Source organism: Escherichia fergusonii ATCC 35469, assembly GCF_000026225.1.
Taxonomy (GTDB): Bacteria; Pseudomonadota; Gammaproteobacteria; order Enterobacterales; family Enterobacteriaceae; genus Escherichia; species Escherichia fergusonii.
Genome location: NC_011740.1, coordinates 603,426 through 625,081, shown reverse-complemented (window position 1 = coordinate 625,081; position 21,656 = coordinate 603,426). Strand labels below are relative to the sequence as shown.

Genomic DNA, 21,656 nt, shown 5'->3' with positions numbered 1-21,656 from the left:
ATTACTCCGGATATTTAAAAATTACGTAGGTATGTGAAGGGCAGAGTTTGTTAAGCACACACTCGATTACAGTATCGCCCCAGATACGCAGCGCGGAATCACAGGGATCACCACATGTCATCCAGGTGGTGTTGGTGGCAGCAGGCATATTGACCTGCCAGTAATACCGCCATTCCGGCGCATTCACCGCGTCAGTACAGGCCGATGAGCAGGTGAAAGTGCTTTTGTCGTATCGCGTGATGGTGGCGTCTGGTCTGCCCAGAGCAGCAAGCTGAGCAAGGTAAAAATCCTCATTGATACCGCCCGCCAGGTTAACCTTCGCATCCAGCCGTTGCTGACGCTGGCGAAGGGTCTGCGTTCCCGCCGGAATACATTCATCCGGCAGGCCGCACAGACGCTCCCAGCGATTTATCAGTTCGGTGGTGGTGCGCGGATCCAGCTCCCGCATCAGGGCATCCGCACGCTGATGAACACGGGTTAATGAAGGTGCCGCACCGACAATCGCCGGATCGCTGGCTGACCATGCCGGACCGGGGGGCAGCAGTGCCGACAACAGACGGATGTAATCATCGTTTGTCACGTCCATGAAATCGTCCCCAGTACCGCCAGTTCATTTTTTGCAATGGAGATATTGTCCGCCGGTGCAAGCAACTGATGGCTGTATTCCCCGTTCGCACCGGAAATCGCCTCACTGATACGCGATACCTTCAGTACTCCCTGCGGATAACCATCACGCAGCAGGAACGAACGCAACTCGGCGGTGATGGCAGCCCGTATTTCCGGTGTGTCCGGCGTCACGCGGATATGAAAATCCACTTTATGCGCCGCCGGTCTGAACACATACAAATCAGAACCTGCCACCGGAGCCAGCGGTTCAATATGTTCTCTTGCCGCCGTTTCAGCTGATTCTTCCGGAATGGGATTAATCAGGTCACTGCCGGCAATCATCACGCCGACAGTTCCCGTTCCCATCCAGTGACGGTATGTCCATGCGCGGGTAATGCCTGGCACTTCTTTAGCCCAGACGACATAGTCCCCGTCCGCCCCACCCTGCGGCGTCCAGTAATACCGCTCAATGACGCGGGCGCGCCACGTTTCCAGCTCTTCAGTATCAAATCCGCCTGTCAGGGTATCTGCCACACCGGAAGACGGCAGACCATTCACCGGCGTGACCAGGATTAATGACGTACCGTCGTCAGCGTTACCGACCGCACCTGCACTTGAGCAGGCGATCGGCACGCGCAGGACACCACCGGCGCTGGTTGCATCGGCAGTTGCCGTGTACTGAACCAGGTCATCGCGCTGAATAACACTCCCGGCAGTTACCTTCAGGCCATCGCTGACACCTTCCCAGCGCATATACCCGCTGGCAGCCGTGGCATCCTTACGCGGACACCGTTTCATCGCAGCATGTCGTGCCAGCCAGGACTCATCGCACAGGTCAGGCAGCATGTTCATTGCCAGATAATCAATGTAACCGTAAACCGTATGCAGCGCCGCCGCATACACCTTTGCCCGCACGTCTTCATCCATACGCCGGAGCGTGTCGCTGACGTCCAGCCTGGCGAATAAATCGTTACGGAGCATACTGATATTTTCTGCCAGCGTCGGGCGCTGAAATTCACTGTCCGCCATGCGTTATCGCACTCCACAGATCATCAAAAGAAATCATTACCGGTCCATCACGACGCCAGAGGGTGATACTGTTACCCAGCTCATTAATCCCGGTGCGGCGGATATCCAGATCAATACGGGACACCACACCGTCATCAATCATCCATTGCAGGCATTCGCGGATATATCCCCTTACCGTCTGCACCAGCTGATTGGTCAGTTTGCTGCGCTGAAGCAGCCACAGTCGGGAGCCGTAACGGTCATTCTGTACCGCAGGCCAGGTATCCCCCCACCATCCCATCGGGACGTCGGCATTATCATCAGGTTCAGCCCGCCGCCAGGTGAACAGGGAAATCACCACGGCACGGGTCAGCGGATCCAGCGGTGCGCTGGCGCAGGTGCGTTTACCGTTCACCGTCAGCCACAGTTCCATCATGCCTCCATCGCTTTATCAGGTTTGTCGGTGTTACTGCCCTGACCGTTCTCTCTGTGACGATGCCCGTTATAGGCAAGCCGCATCGCTGACATGGTGGTGCCGGTGGAGTCGCACAGGTCTTTCACCTGTCCGGTCACTTCCAGGTCCATTTCAAAACGAGCCTTAGGCGCATTGCGAAACGTGATCGTTTTACCTGCACCGTCCACCACGATCCCCGCCCGGGTCAGCGTCACGGACTGCCCTTGATCATCATAGACAGCCACCTCCCCCGTCTGCAGCCCTTTCAGGCGGTAGCGCCGGTCCGACACCGTAACAACCACCGCATGAGAACGGTCGCCATCCGGAAACAACACCACCGCTTCCGCACCGCTGTTTGCCCTTGCGGTAAAACCGTAGGGTTCAAGATGTTCAACCCCTGCTTTGGGTTCACCAGCAATCAGGGACACATCCACGGTCTGACATTTCGTGGCGGCACTGATGCTTTTCACCACTGCCCGCCCAATCAGACCGAGGAGTTGTCGCTGCATGGCTTCAATCGTCCTCATCAGAACGGGTCCTCCTGTACTCTGGCTTTTTTCTTTTTCCGCGCGCCGGGGTCTTCGGGTTCAGGCAGATAAGCATCAGGCGGGCCGACACGGATTTCCGTCAGGGTGCCGTTCTGGTCCTGAGTAAACGTGACTTCCGAGACAAGCAGTTCGGTATTGTCGAAACCACAGACCGGATCGAAGACAATCACCCGCTGGTTGGGCTGCCACAGCGTACCGTTACCCTGTCGCCAGCCCTGCACCACATAGGTGGTTTCGTCCGTCCGCGCCGCCCGTTGTCGGGCTTCAAAGTCAGCACGGGCAATACAGCCTGCCCCCGTAGCCTGCCCTGTCTGCCTGATATACATCGGACGGTAACGGGCAATAAATGCGTCCTCTGTGCGGGCCCGCAGCGCGGTGGTGGTGGCCTCACCGAAATCATCGTCGTTTCCGGCACGCTGCCCCGCCACCTGGTAAACTGAAAACCGCTCCCGGATACTCTTCTCCGTATCGCAGGAAAGGATGTTTTCCCCGAGTACCAGCGCGGTATGTGCCCGCGTTGAGCCAATACCGCCAATCACCAGCCTGCCGTGCGGGTCGTCGTAAGCCAGTGCCTGCTGCTGACCGAGTATTTTGTTGATCACCTCAATCACCGTTTCGCCGTGATCAGGCTGGACGTCAGGAATAACACCCGACGGCGCACCGTTGTTCACCACCTCAATGCCGAAAGGCGCAGCAAGCGCCTGCGCAATCTGTACCAGCGATCGTCCGTTAAACTGTGTCGGTTCGGCTGCACAGTCAATCAGGTCAGCGGTCAGACTGCGTCCGGCAATACCGGTGCTGACCGAACGGGCATCGTAACGAACGGGCGTCGCCTCCACCCAGCCAGTGATCACCAGCTCATCACCAATCAGCACCTCCACTTTTGAACCGTTTTTAATGCGCGGATGAAGCGTGGTGATACCCTCATCTCCCGGCCACTGGCGGGTGATCTCCACACTGAAATCCCGCGCCAGCCGTTCAATACCGGCACCGATGCGCACCGATGTCCAGCCATTCCACTCCCGGCCATTTACCCGTAGCGTGACATTGTCGTTCATTGCACTGGTACCTTCAGAGGGATCACCGGCACAAAGCCGGGATGCGTAATGGCATTACGCCGGATAATGTCCGCATCACGCGCCGCGTTATCAAACCAGGTAGCCGCCAGCACCAGTGCGGGTAAAACCTCATCCGGTGTGCGCTGAATGATCCGTGCAGACTGTTCAAGGCGCGTGTTGATATCCGCATTCAGATCTGCTTTCACCCGGCGCAGCGCCAGAAACAGCGCATCACTGGTTGTACGGGACAACTCCTTATCAATTGCCGTATTCAGTGTGTCGCGAATGTCAGTCAGTTCTTCCCACGTCGGCAGGTCAACCGTGTTTTTCACCGCCGGTGCATTGTTCAGTGCCGGATGCGTGACGGAAGGCCAGCCAGTGCTCTGCGCAGGTGTTGTTGCCTGCCCCACTGCGGAATTCTGCATCACCGCGGAAGTTGTTGGCGCAGGCAATCGGGTGACGGCATACGCCGCTTCGCTGATTGCGGTCGTACGAAGGATGCTGGCAACCACGTTACGCTGCTGCGTCGCCGTGGCGGTGGTTTTACTGTCCGTTTTCCAGACGCCGCGCGGTTGCAGATCGCTGCCGAGGCTGACACCGGAAAGCGTTTTGATCATGGTGACCAGGTCGCTGGCGTTACCATAAAGGCGTTTCCCGGTACGCCACATTTTCTGCACCTGCTCAACGAAATTTTTGCCTGACGATGGTGGCGGCAGAAGTACCGAGATATCCCCCTGCAACAGCCTGGCAGCATCCGATACGGCAGAATCCACCACTTTCATCGCATCAGAAACATACCCAAGCATTGTGCTGGCATTACCAACGACGTCGTTCTGCACAAAATCCGCCACGCCATCGATACTGAAACCACTGAAGCTGTCACTGATGCAGTCATCCAGTGCAGAACAGGATGACATCAGCGTCTGCGCCGTCGCCGCACCTGATGTGGGGTAAGAAAGTTCTCCTGCTTCGACAAACTTCAGGTCAAAGCGGACAATACGCCCTTCACTTTTCGATGTGCTGACCCGAACTTCCCCGTCAACACAGACTTTCATCTCACCGTATGTCGGATGGACAAGCGTGCCGGGACCGGGTTTATTCAGCGCGTCAATCAGGCGATCGCGCTGGTCAAAGCAGTCATCTCCCACCACATAAGCTGTGATGGACGGGCGGAAAGTGACTTTTCCCAGATCTTCGGTATAGGGCTTGTCGCGGTTCGGGTATTCATGTGTTTCCACACGGCGACCGGTTCCCGCACTTTCTTCTTCAACCTTAAACGGTACGCCGCGAAATGACGCATCCTGAAGCCTGCCTTTCCACGTCATATAAACTCCGGATACAAAAAACCCGCCAAATCTGCTTTGTCAGTTATTTACATCGCAGAAGATGTGGCGGGGTTCTAATATTTTCAATTACTATCTGAGTTGAACATCAATGGAATAAACATTACCACTCTTTATAAATTTAGAGTCCGTCCTTTCATCAAAGGATTCAAATGACTGTACCTTTGAAAACTTTTTCATTTTATTTTCAAAAATACTTTCATTAACACCAGTTAAATACTTGAATGCTCTACCAGCAAGGACCTCATTACTTAAAGTTTGTGTATTTTTATTGTCTTTGAAAAACCAAATAATAACCTTTTGTGGACATGATGGATTATAAACAGATATATAAAACTGCGGCTCATATTTTTCATCAGCATCATCGCCAAGCATTTCTTCAAAAGACAATTCTCTCCTGAATTCATATTGACGCTTAGTTATTCCTTCATCCTTTACTATCTCTTGCTTAACTGGTGCAATACCTATAGAAGAAATTAATTCTGACTCATTAAAGCTGAACTTACACTCTTCCGCTGCCAAGTTAAAAGATAAAAGTGCAGATATAAAAAACACAAAGATACGCTTAATCATCCCTTCAATCATTTGTAAGGAGTGATTATATTAACTACTTAAAGTTGAAAACCCAAATTATGCCAGACAAAAACACATTAATCATTTTGTACACTACCTGAACCGCGTATAGCCAACATCATGGCTGACATCAATACCGCTGGATCGCGTTTCCATAACCCGCATACCCGGAGGCGAATTCACAAAAGAGACCTTGATCTCACCATCAACTTTTGGCGCAGAAGCTTTGTTAATCATGAAGGGATTCGGGCCTGTGGCATCGGAGGCGTTGTTTGACTGAGCCGGATCTACCGCCGGATAAGGTGTGTATCCCCGCGCCGGTATTCCCGTCCCATAAGCATCATAAGCACCCGCGCCCCACTGCGCAGAGTTAATGGCATCGACCGTGTCACCGGAACTGTCGGTAAACCACTCAATAATTGGCTTCAGCTTGTCCCACATATCCTGAAACCACTTAACAACCGGTCCCCAGTTATTGATCACCATCCCCAGCGGCGACCAGGCAAAAACTTTCTTCAGAAGTTCCCAGCCAGCCTCAAAATAAGGACCAATGGTTTCCCAGAGTTTCTTAAAATAAGGTCCGACAACATCCCAGTTAGTGATAATTAATCCCGCAGCCAGGGCTATCGCCGTCGCAATCATGCCAATCGGCGTCATCGACATGATCCTGCTGACAATACTGATGGCACCGCCAACGCCCATCAATCCCAGTTTCAGAATCGCAAGACCGGCAGCAAGCCCGACGACGCCGCGAATAACCCGGGGATTTTCATCCGCAAACTTCGTGAATTTCTCCCCCAACTCCCCCAGCCATTGCGTGATATTTTTAGCGTCACCAGAAAATGCGCCGCCAATAGCTGCAAGGCCGTTAGTTGCGGTCCCCGTCATTGCCTCCCACAGGTTGGACAGCGTACCAAGCTGTGCCTGAACACGTTTATTCAGGCTGGCCTGTTTATTCATCTTCTGCTGGATCTGATCGTAACCATCCTTTCCTTTATCGATCAGCGCATTGACCACCTGAATGGTTTCGGCATCATCACCAAATATTGCCTTAAGTACATTAGTTCGCTTAACGTCAGTCAGTTTTCGCAACTTTGCCAGTTGCTTAAACATGTTATCAAGACCGCCAAAACTTCCTTTGCCGTCAGTAAAATCGAGCTGTACCCCGAGTTTCTGGCGGGCCATGACTTTATTGACGTCCCTGATTTTCTTAACACTTAATCCGGACTGGATAACTTTTCGCAGGGCATTACCTGCCGACTCCCCGTTCATCCCCATCTGATCCATCATGACGCTGATGGGGGCAAGGCTCTGTGCAGCCTGAAGACCGTCCTTGTTCACCATCTTCAGAACAGAGCTGGTTTTAGTGAAGAAGGACAACATGTTGGTATCGTCAACGCCCAGATAAAACGCCTTCTGGATAGTGTCGAACAGCCCCATCATGTCTTCTGACGCCGTTCCGGTAGCATCCTGCATCTTTGCAGCAAACTCGGCAGCCGCTTCCGGTGTTTTTTTCAGTTGTACCGCAAGATAAGCTGTCGCTTTACCCACACCGCCAAGAATGTTTTCTGCCGGGATCCCCTGACGCACCAGCATCTGCATCATGTTCTGGAAATCAGCCGTTGTACCGGGTAGCTGGTTACCCAGGCCAATAGCCAGTTTATTGATGTCCTGAAAGCGCTTTCCGACCTCGCCGTTCGCATCCATCATGGCAACTTTCAGCCCGGTGGCGGCGTTTTCCTGATCGGCATAAGATTTCAGGGAAAGCGTCAGACCCGCTGCCAGTCCGCCACCAAGCGCCAGCCCACCCTGTGACGCTTCTTCCGCCTGGCGTTTAAATCCCCGGATTTTCTTTTGCATTTTCGACAGCGCGGGAGAAAGCCTGTCGACACCGGTGATCAACGCCTTAAGCTCAAATTCAGCCATGTGTGCGTTTCTCCTGCTCTATCCTGTTTGCCTGACTGACCAGCAAGGGAATTTCACTGATCGGCATATTCAGCAATTCGAAGGGATTAATGCGCCAGTAACTGGCGCAGTCAAAGAAGCGATCAGTGAGGTATTCAGCCGTCAGGCCTGGAGGAAAAAACCGGCCACAAGCCACGCCGCTGCATTCAGGTCTGCCGGAGACATCTGGTCGACAGAGTTTTGCGGCACTTTCGCCAGCCGCACAATATATTTCGATACCACATGCGCCAGAAGTCTGACGGACTCATCCTGATTCATCTGGTAGGGATACCCCAGCTCGCGGACATCTTTCCCGGTGGGCTCATCAAACTCCAGTACGGAGAGTGTCTCGCCATGAGCGGTAATCGGTTTCTTTAACTCAAGCTCTTTCATTACTGGTAATCCCCTTCTTCACCGTGGAACTCAAGATCGACCGTGCCTTCTTCGGCATTATGGTTCGCTTCGCCGTGCAGCCAGGCAGACGACAGTACATAGACCTGACCGTTCGCCAGCTCGGCAGTGATGGTCATCTCATCAGACGAGGTGATTTTGCTCACCGGAAAATTCTTCGGCACCTTGAAGGTCCCTTTAACATAAGGCGCACGGTGAGTTTCCTTGCGGTCCACTGAACCGTCCAGGCCGATGATGTCATCATTGACCGTCCTGTTCATGGGCACCTCAATGCCGCCGGTCAGCGATAGCTGCTGACCGTCAATTTTGAAATAACAGGTTCCCCCGATACGGGCCATTATGCAGACTCCTCTGAATACTGAAGACGGAACTGGTTAACCACGGCAAAGACACGCAACTGGTTAACATAGTCAGGCGGGAACAGCGTGTTCAGGCGGTTCGGATCGCTGGCATCACGCTCCACAACCAGGTACTGCTTAAACAGTTCGTAGTTTTCCACGATCCCCGCACGCTCAAGCTGACGGTAGGTTGCCAGCAGTTCCCCTTTGATCACCGCCGGGGTGACAATCGCCTGACCGGGACCAAAGCGGGTACCGTCACTGGCAAGCTTGTGACGCCCGTACTTACTGGTAATGACGGATTTCAGTTTGCGCAGTACATACGCGCTGGTATGCAGTGTCTCACTGTCGAGGTAGCTGTTATCCGCAACCCCGTAAGCGTTTTTCCTGTACGTGGTAACATCACGCTGAATGCGCAGTACCCCGCTTTCGACATACGCCGTTGCCACGCCATGAGACAGCAGGGTCTGTTGTTCGGTCATCGTGAACCGTTTCCCCTTCGGTGCAGGCAGCATACCCACCAGCTCACCGGTCTGCGTGGGACGTGCCGGATCGTTGCGGATAAACACCGCTGCGCGGGCGGTACGGCTTGCCGCCAGCTCGTCGGCAGGCGTCTGGGTGTCTTTTTCGTACCCCGCCAGGGTAATGTGCTGCTGGTTAAACTGGCCACCTGCGGTCACCAGTTCTGACAGCGTGCCGATCTTTGCCGAATACACATGACCATACAGCTGACGCGCATAGCTCCAGCGACCGCTGGTATCGTTCATCTCGGTCACCAGCGTGTTAACGGAGGCCGTGTCGTTGAACGGCAGGCCGATATAATCAAACGGCTCATCCGCCATTGCAGCCACCGCACCGGTGAGAACAGGAGCGCCCGTTCCGGCGGTACCCGTCGCCACGGCAATCTGTACGCCCGCTGGCAGCACTTCGCCCCCACCAAAGCCGTAGTAATTGAGGCTGACAGGAATTTCATTCCCGCAAAGCCCCTTATGACGCGCGGTCAGTGTAACCACGCCAGCCGAAGATGAGGCCGTAAACGGCAGGGCCGGAACGGCATTGATGGCATCCTGGATACTGCCGGCAATCATCGCGACGTTATCGCCGTTGGTCACCGGTGCCTGCACGCGGGTACGTCCCACATAAACATTCACCGTGCCTGTTTCGGTTGCCGCCCCGGTCACCGTCAGCGTAACCGTTGCCGCCGCGCCTGTGGCTTCCGGAACGGCAATCACATACAGCTCGCCAAACGGGTCGGTCTGGCGATAAGCCTCGACCATACGCGCCAGCTGACTTCCCGCACCACAAATCTGGCGTGCATAGTCTGCCGACGGCATCAGCACCAGACTGTTGGCAACAATCTCTGCACCGTTATTGGCGTGACCAATCAGCAATGATGCCCCGCTGTCCTGTGCAGTATTCGCCGCCTGGTTATCCATTTCCGCATAAAACAGCGGAACCAGCGTATTCGACGGAATGGTGTTAAAGCTCATCGTCATCGGTGTTCACCTTTTTATTCACGCGCCGGATATCACCCGCTGCTTCACGGCGCAGCCAGTAGTTGTTCTCGTCAACATTTCGCCCTTCGGCGGGCAAAAGGTCACCGCGGGCAGGGTCAGGCACTGACCGCCCTTTAACAGGTTTCACAAACATGAAGATTCTCAGGAAGGAAGGGTTATTTCGGTGTGATGTTCGATATCGCCGTCAGGCCCGTTACCGGGATCGAGATAATCAACATCAATCGCCAGCGTTCGCAGTTCATCCAGACTGTTCAGGTCATCCTGCTGGCGGGTATCGTCTTCGGTCAGCTCGCTGATGACCGAAAAATCGAACTGATAAATCAGCTCATGACGATTCAGATCCAGCAGCGTGCCGCCGTCATAGGTAATCGGGTTACCGCACGCTTCCGGGTTCCAGCCCAGCAGGGCCTTAAAGAGCATCTGCCGGACATCGTCCACCACATCATACGAGGCAAACTGACCGCGCTCATCACGCCCGTTACTCAGTATGACAACCACGGAGAAGCCCTCTTTCAGCTCCTGCCAGTAGTCGGTCTGGCTTTTGTTTTCTCCAGGAGAATCATCACCCGGTACCACATACGCTGCCGGGAGTCTCAGCTTTCCGACCTCCGGCAGATTTTTGAACTGTGCCGCGCCTGCCACCCGGTTTTCAAAATACGGGCAGCGGGTACGCAGCGCAGCAATAACAGGAGTCAGTTTCATCTGCGTCGTCGCTCCGGCTTCAGTGATTTACGTAATTCCCGCGCCAGAAAATAGCGTGTCCAGCTGCGGTTCTTTTCAAGCGTTTCCACCATGAAGTTATTACGTGGAGCCAGTCGCCAGCCGCTGCCACCGGATGCACCACGATGATGGCTGCGACGACGCTTTGCCCCTCGCCTCACGCCATAGAACAAAAAAGCCGGATAAAAATCACCGGTGATGCGGCGATTTCCCTCACCATTACGCTGGTTAGGGGCTATACGTGCCATAAAACCGGGGCGATGTTTACTGGCTCTGGGTACCATATACCCAATCGAACGTGCCAGGCGTCCGGTCTGATAACCGGGGTTTTCACCCGGTGCCGACCGCGCACGGCGCATCACCAGCCGACGGGCATCACGCATATGACGCTGACCAATGGTGACAAACGCCCGCCGGACACGGGCGCGGTTAAAGCGCATCTCCGCGGGCTGCTGAAAATCAACGTGCAAAAAGGAAGTCGCCATTGTTGCCTCCGTGACTCTGCGTAAATTCGCCCAGCTCCGTACACTCCAGCAGCAGAAAGCGCCGCGCCCCGTTCAGATCGCGCTGACGTTTTACCCGGTACACACTGTCACCGCAGACCACCTCATAATCAGCGGTGATCCCCCGGCGGTAGCGAATGGTGATGTAATGGGTGATGGCGTCTCCGGTCTGCGCGGTTTCCTGCCAGGTGGTGGCACTGGTCTGGATAACCTTCGCCCATGTCCGGAACGTAACCGGGTATTGAGGCTCCACGCCAAAGTTATCCGCGGGCATATCCACCCGCTGGCGGATCAGGACGAGTTTATTCAGTTCACCGGGGTCCGGCAGAATGTAGGTTGCGCTGGTCTGCGCCTGACGAATTTTCATTGCGGAAAGTACCTGTACGGGCCGACAAGCCAGCCAAAACTCTGCGGCATGTCGAGTTTCTCCACTTCCGTAACCGACGAGCGGTTTTCGTAAAAATGGCTGATAAGCATCAGCATCCCCAGACGAATATCATCCGGCAGGTGCAGCCCGTCCAGATCGCTGTCCGGAATGGTTTCATCCGGTGCATAGAGCTTCCGGTTCAGATACGTTTCCGTCCGCTTTTGCGCCGCACAGGCCAGCAGTTGCAGATGGCGGTCATCAGCATCGAAATCCTCATCCAGCCGGAGTTGGGCTTTAATCTCTTCCATTGTCAGAAGCATACTCAGCCCTCTTTACTGGTCGTGGCTTTTTTCTCTTTTGTCGCTTTACTGCTTTTTGCACGGGTTCCGCGCTCTGCTAACCCGGCCTGAAGTGCAATCTCCTGCACCCGGGCAGGAAGCGCCCCGTCGCCATACTCACCGGCCCGAATGACCTCAACACGCATACCGTCCGGTGACCATTTCAGATCTTGTTTCAGGATCATGATTCTTCACCCGTCAGAACAGGGGGCGCGGTTCCGCGCCCCTGAGTGATTACGCCGCTGCAATCTTCAGCAGTTTGATGGCCTGCGAATCGACCAGCATCCCGCCGGTGCGCTTGGTGGTATAAAAACCGACAAACGGTTTATTGGTGTACGGGTCACGCAGAATGCGGGTGCCGATACGGTCAACGATGGTGTAACCCCGTTTGAAGTTACCAAATGCAATGGCTTTCGCATCAGCGGCGATATCCGGCATCTGTTCGTTTTCAGCGATACCGTAACCCGCCAGAGAGGACGGCTGCCCCAGTTCCAGCCCCGGACGCCACAGATAGTTACCCTCGGTGTCTTTCAGCAGACGGATGGCAAACAGGCTGTTGTTGTTCATCATGAACTTCGCGCCAGTGCGGTGTGCCTTACGCAGCGTGTAAATCAGTTTGATAATGGCGTCTGCGGTCACCGCGGTTGCTTCGCCGGATACAATATGCTGAAGTTTGCCGAACGCCCGGACCTTATCGGTTTCATCAGTGGATTCATACGCCAGGAACCCTTTCGGCTTCTTGGTGCCATCGCCTGAGGTAAAGGCAATTTCTTCCTGTTCGGCAAATTCGGTTGCCAGCTCGCTGTTGATCCAGGCCTCCACGTTGAAGAAGACATCGTCCAGCATTTTCTGGGTAGCCTGCGGGTTGCCGTAGATTTCCCCCATGAGAGGTTCAATCAGCTCCAGTCTGGAGGTGGCAGTCTGGGATCGCGTATCCGTTTCCCCCACCCATCCGGAAGCCGTACCGCCTAGATTCACCAGTTTTTTGTAGTCGGAACCGCCAACGGTGATCACCGTGGCTTCCTGACGCATCACCACTTCATCTTTCAGCAGGTTAAGAATGTTGCGATCCAGTGCTTCCGGCACGGCGTAGCCACCGTCTTCATCGGTGCCCACCTGCAATGCCTTACGCTCCAGATCGCGCAGACCGTCTTCACGGCCTTTACGCAGGAAGCCCACAAACGCCTCTTTATGCTCGGTGGCCAGTTTATTTTGCGCACCACCTGCCGGACGTTTCAGCTCAAGCAGCTCTTTTTCAAGATCGCTTTTGAGGTTTTCCAGCTCGCTGAGTTTCCCGTTCAGGGTTTCCACCTGCCCGGCAAGTTTGCCTTTTTCCTGCTCAATCGCATCCACGCGCTTGTCGTTCTTTGCTTTGAAGTCGTCAAACTTCTGCTGCAGCTCCTGCGCGACCTGTTCGACATCTTTAATATCAACCGCCATCGTATTTCTCCTGATTAGAAGTTCAGATTTTTCAGTGCATTCAGTGCAGAGCCCACATCCTCAGCGTCGCGCAGGGACAGTGCGCCATAGCCCCCGGCCATGAATGCTTTGGCCTGGGTACGGGAGAGTCCGACATCACGCAGGACTCTTTCGATTTTTTTCTGTTCGGGGATTTCCCCGCGGGCCAGTGCGTTCTTGACGTCGCTGATCCGCGCCTCGTCGTTAGACGGGAACGTCACCAGGCTGACTTCCCAGAGGTCAATTTCTTTCAGCAGAAAGGCTTCTTTGCTCCGGTCGTATTCCCAGTCTTTCAGGACGTACCCAATAGAAAGGCCGGTTAACGAACCGGCCTTCATGTGTGCATGTGCGCGTTTTGCCAGGGGATCATCATCAATGAGCAACCGCCCCCTGACGTAAAGCCCGACATCGTCTTCCTTCATTTCGGTATAAACACCGATGGGCTCATCCATGCGGTGCTGCCAGAGCAGCGCTGGTAACGCTTTTCTGTCACTCCACGCCCGTAGGGAAGCAGCAAATGCCCCGGACATCACCACATCATCGTGGCTGTCCTTTACACCAAAGACGGAGCCATACCCTTCAAACTCACCGGAGTCACTGACAGATTTCAGACTCAGCGGTACATCAAGACGTTGTTTCGTCTGCATTGGCGTTATCCTTCTGCTTACCGGCTTTACTGCCATCGGAGGGTTTCGTGGTCATGTTCATCGGTGTGAGATAGACATCCCCACCGGGACGCGGATTCATATCTTCCAGGTCGCGGCAGTCATTGGGAGAGTAAATTCCCCAGTTAATCCCGGTGGCGTAGGCTTCAAAACGGGACTTCATATCCCCGCGCAGTAACGCCCCGGCGTTAAATTTGGCGTAATAAACGCCCTGCTTACTTTTTCGAACCAGTCCGGTGTTGATCCGCTGCTCGATGCGGGTCAGATACGGCACCAGTGAATAGTTGATAAATCCCAGCCCCAGCTCTTCAATATTGTTGAAGGTGGCGCGATCGGTGTTCTGCACCATGTGCAACGGCACCCGGAACAGACGACAGATTTCTTCAAGCTGAAACTTGCGGGTTTCCAGGAACTGGCTGTCCTCGGCGTTCAGCGCCATCGACTTCCAGTCCAGCCCCATCTCAAGGATCATCGGGCGGTGAGCATTACCAAGCCCGGTGTGACGCTCCTCAAAATCTTTCTTCAGGCGCTCGTAAGCCTGATCTGACAGCGTCTGCTCTGTACGCAACACACCCGACGTCACCGCGCCATTGCTGAACAGTCTGGCCCCGTGCTCTTCGGTCGCTGCCGCCAGCGATATTGCCTCGCGGGCATAGGCGATGGGATTCAGCCCCACCAGTCCGTCCAGCGTCAGCGTGCGCACATGCCAGATATCCTCCTGGCTCAGTACATCCGTGGAGCCATCCGGGAATGTGACCTGATAGACCGGCTCCCAGCTACTGTTAAGCTTCGGTACCACACAGCCGGGATCGACGGGCAGCAGTTCAGCCACTTCGCCAAATGCTTTCACTTTGTAGGCGTAAAAGTTTCCCCGCAGGCACAGACAGGTGACCACCAGCTCCCAGAACTCCTGCGGCGTCATATAGCCATTGGGATGCGTGGAGATCAGCTTATGCAGACGTTCGCCAGTGGCTCTCTGCTTCAGGCTGCCGTTCAGGTGATACAGGTTGCAGGGCAACATCCCGACCGACTCCGCCAGCACCCTGACACAGGAAAAAACCGCCGTCAGTCGCATGGCCCGCTGGCTGCTGATCTGCTTTCCGGTATAGGTGTCGTAGGACAACCCGATAGCATCCGCCAGCTCTGCTGGCGTGGTCACCGGTGCGTCACTTTTTCGTTGAAATAATCCCGAAAAGAACACTATTTACCTCCGCCGACAGACGACTGTGTACGGTCGAGATATCGCGCCACCAGCCACGACCAGAACAGGCACAACGCCCCGGCAACAACAAACCCCGCCGGGGGATAAATCAGCCAGGCACCATACGCCAGCAAAAGCGCCCCCAGCACGCCCACCAGAGGCGCGAGAATCAGCATGATCATAATTACCTCAGTTAAAGCGAGCGGATCCCATAGGACTCAATGTGGTCAGACAGCGTGTCTTCTTTCTCGTACAGCATGGCTCTGCCAACCGCCATAATCAGCGCAACTGCACCATCGATTTTGTTTTCCGCCTGCTCTTTGACGGGCTTCACCACATCATCGTTACCCGGAATGGTTTTGCCGACCACGTTGCCGATACACCAGGTCATGATGGGATTGCCATCATGATGAAAGCGCCCCGATTCAATTGCCGCTTCCAGCTCTTTCATCGGGTCGGACATGTTGGTGTAGTTCTGAATGATAGTGATGGGGTTCAGGTCTTCATCAGCAAGGTCATGTGACAACCCGGTCGCCCCGAAGGGGTCGATGGGTGACTCACTGACCGGGCTGATTTTGTTCGCCGCTTTGGCCTCCTCGAGGATGTAGCGATAATCCACCTCCGCACCATCGGTAACGGTCAGAACGCCCATTTCCACCCATTTCTGAAAGCGTTCGGCTGTCCGTCGATCTTCATTTTTCTCGACGCTGTACACCGTGTCATACGGTACCCAGAAACGCGGGGCCACACTGTAGTAATGCGTTTTACCGTCAATCTCGCGGGTATAAAGTCGCGCCATGCTGTTCATATCCAGCTTACGCGCCAGGTCAAAGGCCAGAATGCACGGCTGCCCCTCGAACTGCTCAAGGGTCAGTGATTTATCCTCGCAGCTCTGCCAGCTCACCAGGTTGAAATACGCCGAACGCGCCGACACCCAGATATTGAGGTGTTTTGTTTTAAAGACGTTTGCCAGACGGGCGTTATTTTTCGCACGCTGCTGCTGACTTAACAAAAATTCGCGATAAACCGACACGCCAATATTCGGGTTAGCTTTTTCCAGCACCTGCGGGTCGGTCCAGTCATCGCCTTCGTCAACGGTATAGATGATCCCGAACAGTTCATCGTTGGGTACCGACCCGTTGAGCATCTCGATAACTTCCCGTCGCTTGTCGTAGCACGGCCCCTCAATGTTGTACCCGGCAGTAGTAATGGCCCACATCAGTGGCTGACGTCGCGCCCCCATCCCGGTAAGCATCGTGGTGTAAAGCGCATCGGTGGCGTGCTCGTGATATTCATCCACCACCGCACAGTGGGGTGATGAACCATCACCGGGGTTACCGATCAGCGGTTCAAACCGCGCGCCATCCTCCGGACGATTCATGTTTGAGGCGTTAACCTCAATCCCGAACGCTTCCGTCAGCATGGGTGTGCGTTTACACATCAGTCTTGCCGGACGAAAGACTTCCCATGCCTGTTTCTCCGTCGTGGCACCGGAATACACTTCCGCGCCGAACTCGTTATCACAGGCAAAACAATACAGGGCGACACCGGCAGAGATTGCTGATTTGCCGTTCTTACGGGGGATTTCGGTATACACCTCCCGGAAGCGGCGCAGCCGGGAGCCTTTATTGACCCAGCCAAACGCGCAGCAGATCACAAAGAGCTGCCACGGCTCCAGCGTGATGGGCATCCTCTTGAATGCCCACTCACCCTTGGTGTGCGGCAACAGCTGAATAAATTTGGCGGCCCGTTCAGCCAAGTCCTTGTCGAAGCGGTAACGAAACGACTTACTTTTTTCCGCCATCAGGTCATCAAGATGGCGCTGGCAGGCCTGAATCACAAACTGGCAGGCCACAATCTTTCCGCGCACGACATCCCGGGCATACTGATTGGCAGCATTTACGTTGGGGTAAGATTTCCGGCTCATGATTCGATGATTTTCAGAAACGGGTTAGTGGCTTTCTTCTTCCCCGCCAGGCCAATCAGACGCTGGCGGCTGCTGGGGTCGAGTCCGAGCATTGCCCCCGTACTGCTCATCTCGGACTCCTGTTCTTTTTTGGCGGTCAGCTCCGGATTTTTGACCATACCGCCCATTGCACCGGTGATGGTGTTGCCCTGTCTGGCAATATTTTTCACGGCACGTCGCCAGAACTCGTAGGCCACGCACCACCGCTCAAGCACCGCGAGGTCAGTCACGCACAGCAGGCCCTGACCGCAGAGTTCTTTGGTTGTCAGTTGCCACATGATCGTGGCGAGAGGGAGATCTTCTTCAGCGAACCACTCCGGTGGCTCAACACCTTTGATGGGCGTAAAAACAGGTTCATCTTTGTTCAGGGCTCGCTTGCCGGGGTTTCCGGCCAGCACCTTGCGCGCCGTTGGCTTGGGGCGACGCCCGGAACGCCCCGCCGTTCCAGCCATATGCGGCACTCCTGGTTAAATTTCATTTTTCGCGGGTATAAAAAAACGATGGGGCGGGCAGTCCGGAAGACGTCAGGTCACAGGGATTTGACCCGCCCCTCCCCTCTGGCAGAGGGAACTGGTTCTTACTTAATCCGTTCACGGGCCGTCTTCGCCTTATGACACGGCCAGCACAGACTCTGTAGGTTACTGTCTGCATCGGTGCCGCCATGCGCTTTAGGGATGATGTGGTCAACGGTTTTCGCCTCGCGCACCACACCGGCACGCAGGCACAACTGGCACAGGCCTTTGTCACGCTTCAGCACACGCGCGCGGATAACGTCCCACTTCGAACCATAACCGCGCTGATGACGGGACTGGCCAGACTTGTATTGCTTCCAGCCTTCGCTTTTGTGGCTTTCGCAGTAGCCTGATGGGTCAGTCGTGGTATGGCGGCAGCCGCGAACGCGGCAGGCTTTTGGGGTTCGTGGAGGCATCTATTATCCCTGTAGTTTTCGTTAAATATCTAACCATAACTGCAATCAGAAACCGCTTTAACACGGTTTGCTAAATAGACTTTTCAATCCAATGAATAAACGGCAAGTAAATGCCAATCGTTCATTTTCATTTGAATACAAACTGTTCTGAAAGAATATTCTGACAAATATATTTCGCCTGAATACTATTATCTCTCATTCTAATATATTCTTTGTGGGCAACAGATAAAGAACGACAACCGCTGTTTACACGTGGGTATTTTTCCAACATATGTTCGCATATCAAAAAAGCATTATTAATAGCATTTAATTTATGGCTTAACTCTCGTAGCTCGGCCCTTTTTTCAATACGAACATTACGACTAAGAGATAAAGGTAGCTGTGATAATGCATTTGAATAATCAGCCACTGCCATTTTCAGAGCCATTTTGGCCTTCAGAGCCTCCTGTCGCCGCCAAACATTCATTGCCCAAAAACCTAATGTAACAGTTACAATTGAACCTAAAGCCGATACAGCTGACCACACAGTTCCCCAAGGCCAGTTAAGTAATGTATGCCACATCATAACCTCCACTGAATGAAAAGGTTAGTTTATCGTAAGTGAACATCACTGGCACTATCTAAAGATTAGCTGCTCTACTAGTTGTACTCTCGATAATCTAAACAAAATGATACGTAATAAACCTGTTCATGACTAGCTCTACTAGACACATGTTTAATCATCTACAAACGATTTGTACAAACTTCCACTTTCATATTGGTCCAAAAGGTTGGACTAATAGTTAATCACGATGCATATTTTATGTAAGCTGCTACATTACACTATAAAAACGCTGGCGTCTGAATTTAAGCCCATAAGTTTTATAAAATTATCATAATACACAGCTTTATTAGGCGCATTCGCACTGATAATGAAAAATATAACTCGAGCTATTTGTCTTTCGAATGCAAAATAGCGCGCCGTGATTCAATCTTTCTGATTCCAGTTTTATCAAAATTACATTGTCCCAAGGCTGACAATAGAGCAACATTCAACTCCAGACTGGTACCATACGTCAGCGGATTGGGTATAAACGGTACAGGAGTATCAGAAGTCAGGCTGGCTGGCAGTGGTGCCACCGGAGCGCTCACGTAAACCGTTCGCGAATTTCCGCAACCGGTCAGCAGCGGCAGCAGGCACAGGACGTGAAGCACAATCATCATCCGCAACAGCCACTTTGATATCTTCCTGGGTTCTCTGTGACTCCAGTGCGATCTGCTGTTTTGCATGCTGGTTAACCTCTATAACTGTATTGACGATTTGCAGTGATTGCAGGACGTTACGGGTAATGGCTGTTGCAGATTCAACATTTTGTACAGCCTCATCAGCACGTTTCTTTTCGTGCTGATATTTGCTGTAGTAGTGGTTGGCAGACCAGATGAAAGAACCGATGACAGTAAAGAAGAATGCAGCGATAACCAGCTTATAGCTCAACTTCATTTACCACCCCACCAGCCTCTTTAAACCGGGAAATCAGGTCACCGATTTTATGTTCATACTGACCGTAACCTGCACCAGGTAACGACGCCCAGATATTGCTGCAACGATCGATAGCCTGACGGATATCACCGCGATCAATCATCGGTAAAGCGCCACGCTCTTTAATCTGCTGCAATGCCACTGCGTCCTGGCTTTTGGGGGAGAAGTCTTTCAAACCAAGCTGTTTACGGTAAGCATCCCACCAGCGTGAAAGAAGCTGATAACGTCCGGCGGCTGTTGATTTGAGTTTGGGGTTTAACGTGACAAGTTTGCGAGGGTGATCAGAGTAATCAGTAAACAGTTCGCCGCCAACAATAACATCATAACCGTGATTACGTGTCGCTTGTCGCCCGTTATCCGTTCCTTCTGACCAAGCCACCATATCAAGGAAAGCTTTACGCTGGGGATTTAGCACCTGCATAAATTACTCCTTAGAACCACCAAACTTATTACCGATTACTCTCATTGCAGCCCCACGAATAGCATCGACACCGATCAACCCAACGCCACCACCAATGGCAACAGAAAGAGATTTAGGCCATCCGACATACTCAAGAGCGGATGCAAAAGTCAGCGTCAGAGCACCACAGAGCAAAATCTCGAGCGTTTTTCGTTTCCAGCCCCCACCACCGCCAAAATATGCAATGCGCAAGCCAGCCATAACAATCGACATAATCACTGCGCCCAGCGGTGTGTCTCCACGCCACCAGCTCTGGACCAACTCCAACCAGGTATTTGGGTTATGAGGCATTTGTAGTTATCTCTCACCTCGCTGATACAGCAGGTGCAAATTGAGGGAACATCATGTACCGCAAATCAGAAGCGGAAACGTCAAAGAAGCCGAACCAATGGATAACTGCGGAATAGGCAAGGACCAACGAATCCCCAGCCCCAGAAACGACAAAACCCGCTCGACGGCGGGTTTAAGCTGTGTGGCGAAGTAACCACTCTTAACACATTACATGATAAAATGCGGACCGCGTTAGTAATATTTTTCTCATATATTGGGTTCACTACATGCGACATAATTTTTCTAAAGACACTATAAAAAAATTAGCAGAGCGGGCAGCATTCATTTGTTCAAACCCTTCATGCCCCAGATTGACCATTGGCCCATCAATTGATGGCAATAAATCAATCAAGACAGGAGTTGCTGCTCACATATGTGCAGCATCTCCTGATGGCCCACGCTATGACATGTCACAATCAGAAACAGAAAGGAAGTCAATTAACAATGGCATATGGCTGTGTGCTACTTGTTCTGTATTAATAGATAAGAATCAGGGGCTAGACTATCCGGCACCTGTATTAAGAAAATGGAAAAAAGATCATGAAAGCCTTATAAGCTCCTGTCTTGAAGGTTCGATTAATATTACCTTCGATGCTTTGAAATATATTCAACAGCATGATGAAAGAAATCTGGCAAAAAAGATTATAAATGAATTGGATGATAAAGGGGCTTTGTTCGTAGAATATCATCTTGAAAACCCCTGTTTTGTTGCCGAATCACTCAAAGAGTTAAGAACATGTTTGACCTCTTTGCTTTCTCAAATCCCAGATGAATCACCTCTATTTATCGTTTGCAAGTCAATTCGAGAAGCATGCCGTTATTATATGAACAACACTTCTAAAGACGCAGGGATTAAAGAGTTAGAATTTTCGTTGGGAGCTGTCAGAAAAATCGTAGGTATCAACGTTAAAAGAATATCAGAAACCTACGGGGTTAAACCTAGCCCACAATTATCTACCATAATGCCAGATTAAATCTGTTACGCAGCAACAAAGTTAAACTCTATGTTGCTGCCTTAATTTTATTACTCCATTTCTAAACGAATATCCAGCATCGAGAGACAACCATCTATAAACCCTTCAGCCAACTGTATCTCTATACGTATCAATTTCTCATCTTTTTTGTATGCTTTTGCTATCTTCCTTTTCGAGATGCCATACAGGTAATGAGCCACAATCAGAGAGTGCTCATACGGTTTTCTCTTCTTAAGAAGAGCAAGACAACCTTCAATAATTAATGCATCACTATCTGAACAAGCCTGACGTGTTTTGCTTGTATAGGGAAGAAGCCCTTTAAACCCAGCAGCTATAGGAGAATAGTCTACTCCAGAACTATCACTCGCCGCCCATGCTCCCCAACGATCCAGAACCATCTGAATATCACGCATCAACTTTCTCCACA

Annotated in this window: 31 protein-coding genes; 1 reads left to right on the top strand and 30 read right to left on the bottom strand. The window is 52.7% G+C overall.

Translation table 11 applies throughout. The features are described 5' to 3' along the window. Position 1 precedes the first annotated feature (1 nt). The 29 genes from EFER_RS03235 to EFER_RS03100 form a co-directional block, all read right to left on the bottom strand. Positions 2 to 586, bottom strand: a complete 585-nt coding sequence (locus EFER_RS03235) for a YmfQ family protein (protein WP_000383568.1) — start codon at positions 584 to 586, stop codon at positions 2 to 4. After that, entirely contained in the window at positions 577 to 1,635 is a 1,059-nt protein-coding gene (locus EFER_RS03230; RefSeq protein ID WP_000785293.1) for a baseplate J/gp47 family protein, read from the bottom strand. The genes EFER_RS03235 and EFER_RS03230 overlap by 10 nt, the downstream gene beginning before the upstream one ends. Further along, positions 1,622 to 2,047, bottom strand: a complete 426-nt coding sequence (locus EFER_RS03225; RefSeq protein WP_000424732.1) for a phage GP46 family protein — start codon at positions 2,045 to 2,047, stop codon at positions 1,622 to 1,624. Before EFER_RS03225 ends, EFER_RS03230 begins: the two co-directional genes overlap by 14 nt. Further along, positions 2,047 to 2,595, bottom strand: coding sequence for a phage baseplate assembly protein V (locus EFER_RS03220; RefSeq protein ID WP_001259077.1), 549 nt, complete (start codon positions 2,593 to 2,595; stop codon positions 2,047 to 2,049). The genes EFER_RS03225 and EFER_RS03220 overlap by 1 nt, the downstream gene beginning before the upstream one ends. Then, positions 2,595 to 3,674 carry a phage baseplate assembly protein gene (locus EFER_RS03215; RefSeq protein ID WP_000999492.1) on the bottom strand — a complete coding sequence of 360 codons (1,080 nt, stop codon included), beginning with the start codon at positions 3,672 to 3,674 and terminating at the stop codon, positions 2,595 to 2,597. The genes EFER_RS03220 and EFER_RS03215 overlap by 1 nt, the downstream gene beginning before the upstream one ends. Beyond that, a complete protein-coding gene (locus tag EFER_RS03210) occupies positions 3,671 to 4,999 on the bottom strand; it encodes a DNA circularization protein (protein WP_000219918.1) in 1,329 nt (442 codons plus the stop codon). Before EFER_RS03210 ends, EFER_RS03215 begins: the two co-directional genes overlap by 4 nt. A 90-nt stretch (positions 5,000 to 5,089) precedes the next feature. Further along, complete coding sequence (locus EFER_RS03205; RefSeq protein WP_000595801.1) at positions 5,090 to 5,590, bottom strand: hypothetical protein; 501 nt, start codon at positions 5,588 to 5,590, stop codon at positions 5,090 to 5,092. Positions 5,591 to 5,683: 93 nt separating this feature from the next. Then, entirely contained in the window at positions 5,684 to 7,516 is a 1,833-nt protein-coding gene (locus EFER_RS03200; RefSeq protein WP_000807180.1) for a phage tail tape measure protein, read from the bottom strand. A gap of 141 nt (positions 7,517 to 7,657) precedes the next feature. Then, positions 7,658 to 7,927, bottom strand: coding sequence for a phage tail assembly protein (locus tag EFER_RS03195; protein WP_000661051.1), 270 nt, complete (start codon positions 7,925 to 7,927; stop codon positions 7,658 to 7,660). Continuing rightward, complete coding sequence (locus tag EFER_RS03190; RefSeq protein WP_000090998.1) at positions 7,927 to 8,283, bottom strand: phage tail tube protein; 357 nt, start codon at positions 8,281 to 8,283, stop codon at positions 7,927 to 7,929. Before EFER_RS03190 ends, EFER_RS03195 begins: the two co-directional genes overlap by 1 nt. After that, complete coding sequence (locus tag EFER_RS03185; protein ID WP_000178797.1) at positions 8,283 to 9,779, bottom strand: phage tail sheath subtilisin-like domain-containing protein; 1,497 nt, start codon at positions 9,777 to 9,779, stop codon at positions 8,283 to 8,285. Before EFER_RS03185 ends, EFER_RS03190 begins: the two co-directional genes overlap by 1 nt. After that, the gene (locus tag EFER_RS03180) at positions 9,763 to 9,933 is read right to left on the bottom strand and encodes a DUF2635 domain-containing protein (protein WP_000497750.1); all 171 of its coding nucleotides are present in this window, start codon (positions 9,931 to 9,933) and stop codon (positions 9,763 to 9,765) included. Before EFER_RS03180 ends, EFER_RS03185 begins: the two co-directional genes overlap by 17 nt. A gap of 8 nt (positions 9,934 to 9,941) precedes the next feature. Next, on the bottom strand, positions 9,942 to 10,502 hold the full coding sequence (locus tag EFER_RS03175; protein WP_000779303.1) for a phage tail terminator protein: 561 nt from the start codon (positions 10,500 to 10,502) through the stop codon (positions 9,942 to 9,944). After that, a complete protein-coding gene (locus EFER_RS03170; protein WP_000235782.1) occupies positions 10,499 to 11,005 on the bottom strand; it encodes a hypothetical protein in 507 nt (168 codons plus the stop codon). Before EFER_RS03170 ends, EFER_RS03175 begins: the two co-directional genes overlap by 4 nt. Further along, the gene (locus EFER_RS03165; RefSeq protein ID WP_000702383.1) at positions 10,980 to 11,390 is read right to left on the bottom strand and encodes a phage head closure protein; all 411 of its coding nucleotides are present in this window, start codon (positions 11,388 to 11,390) and stop codon (positions 10,980 to 10,982) included. The genes EFER_RS03170 and EFER_RS03165 overlap by 26 nt, the downstream gene beginning before the upstream one ends. Next, positions 11,387 to 11,710: a head-tail connector protein gene (locus EFER_RS03160; protein WP_000927709.1), complete on the bottom strand. Its 324-nt coding sequence runs from the start codon at positions 11,708 to 11,710 to the stop codon at positions 11,387 to 11,389. Before EFER_RS03160 ends, EFER_RS03165 begins: the two co-directional genes overlap by 4 nt. A 2-nt stretch (positions 11,711 to 11,712) precedes the next feature. Then, positions 11,713 to 11,913 (bottom strand): hypothetical protein, encoded by a 201-nt coding sequence (locus EFER_RS03155; protein ID WP_000601368.1) that lies wholly within the window; start codon positions 11,911 to 11,913, stop codon positions 11,713 to 11,715. Between the two features lie 49 nt (positions 11,914 to 11,962). Beyond that, positions 11,963 to 13,168: a phage major capsid protein gene (locus tag EFER_RS03150; RefSeq protein ID WP_000257486.1), complete on the bottom strand. Its 1,206-nt coding sequence runs from the start codon at positions 13,166 to 13,168 to the stop codon at positions 11,963 to 11,965. A gap of 14 nt (positions 13,169 to 13,182) precedes the next feature. After that, positions 13,183 to 13,833, bottom strand: a complete 651-nt coding sequence (locus EFER_RS03145) for an HK97 family phage prohead protease (protein ID WP_001193631.1) — start codon at positions 13,831 to 13,833, stop codon at positions 13,183 to 13,185. After that, positions 13,811 to 15,052, bottom strand: coding sequence for a phage portal protein (locus EFER_RS03140; RefSeq protein WP_000466255.1), 1,242 nt, complete (start codon positions 15,050 to 15,052; stop codon positions 13,811 to 13,813). The genes EFER_RS03145 and EFER_RS03140 overlap by 23 nt, the downstream gene beginning before the upstream one ends. After that, complete coding sequence (gene ymfR, locus EFER_RS03135; RefSeq protein WP_000605606.1) at positions 15,052 to 15,234, bottom strand: protein YmfR; 183 nt, start codon at positions 15,232 to 15,234, stop codon at positions 15,052 to 15,054. The genes EFER_RS03140 and ymfR overlap by 1 nt, the downstream gene beginning before the upstream one ends. Before the next feature lie 11 nt (positions 15,235 to 15,245). After that, the gene (locus EFER_RS03130) at positions 15,246 to 16,979 is read right to left on the bottom strand and encodes a terminase large subunit (RefSeq protein WP_000088150.1); all 1,734 of its coding nucleotides are present in this window, start codon (positions 16,977 to 16,979) and stop codon (positions 15,246 to 15,248) included. After that, the gene (locus tag EFER_RS03125; RefSeq protein ID WP_000929192.1) at positions 16,976 to 17,470 is read right to left on the bottom strand and encodes a phage terminase small subunit P27 family; all 495 of its coding nucleotides are present in this window, start codon (positions 17,468 to 17,470) and stop codon (positions 16,976 to 16,978) included. Before EFER_RS03125 ends, EFER_RS03130 begins: the two co-directional genes overlap by 4 nt. A 125-nt stretch (positions 17,471 to 17,595) precedes the next feature. Next, a complete protein-coding gene (locus tag EFER_RS03120) occupies positions 17,596 to 17,946 on the bottom strand; it encodes an HNH endonuclease (protein ID WP_001135210.1) in 351 nt (116 codons plus the stop codon). A gap of 127 nt (positions 17,947 to 18,073) precedes the next feature. Continuing rightward, positions 18,074 to 18,511: a hypothetical protein gene (locus EFER_RS03115; protein WP_224219349.1), complete on the bottom strand. Its 438-nt coding sequence runs from the start codon at positions 18,509 to 18,511 to the stop codon at positions 18,074 to 18,076. Positions 18,512 to 18,876: 365 nt separating this feature from the next. Then, entirely contained in the window at positions 18,877 to 19,146 is a 270-nt protein-coding gene (gene lysC, locus EFER_RS24540; protein WP_419195763.1) for an Rz1-like lysis system protein LysC, read from the bottom strand. Continuing rightward, a complete protein-coding gene (locus EFER_RS03110; protein ID WP_012599940.1) occupies positions 19,034 to 19,426 on the bottom strand; it encodes a DUF2570 domain-containing protein in 393 nt (130 codons plus the stop codon). Before EFER_RS03110 ends, lysC begins: the two co-directional genes overlap by 113 nt. Next, positions 19,410 to 19,886 (bottom strand): glycoside hydrolase family 24 protein, encoded by a 477-nt coding sequence (locus tag EFER_RS03105; protein WP_001197743.1) that lies wholly within the window; start codon positions 19,884 to 19,886, stop codon positions 19,410 to 19,412. Before EFER_RS03105 ends, EFER_RS03110 begins: the two co-directional genes overlap by 17 nt. A gap of 3 nt (positions 19,887 to 19,889) precedes the next feature. After that, positions 19,890 to 20,216, bottom strand: a complete 327-nt coding sequence (locus EFER_RS03100; protein ID WP_001120496.1) for a phage holin, lambda family — start codon at positions 20,214 to 20,216, stop codon at positions 19,890 to 19,892. A 266-nt stretch (positions 20,217 to 20,482) separates the two neighbouring features. Between EFER_RS03100 and EFER_RS22740 the strand changes: the two genes are divergently transcribed. Continuing rightward, positions 20,483 to 21,229 carry a hypothetical protein gene (locus tag EFER_RS22740; RefSeq protein ID WP_001406331.1) on the top strand — a complete coding sequence of 249 codons (747 nt, stop codon included), beginning with the start codon at positions 20,483 to 20,485 and terminating at the stop codon, positions 21,227 to 21,229. A gap of 50 nt (positions 21,230 to 21,279) precedes the next feature. On the opposite strand, the gene EFER_RS03095 is transcribed toward EFER_RS22740, so the two are convergent. After that, positions 21,280 to 21,645, bottom strand: a complete 366-nt coding sequence (locus EFER_RS03095; RefSeq protein WP_195222883.1) for an antiterminator Q family protein — start codon at positions 21,643 to 21,645, stop codon at positions 21,280 to 21,282. Positions 21,646 to 21,656: the final 11 nt, after the last annotated feature.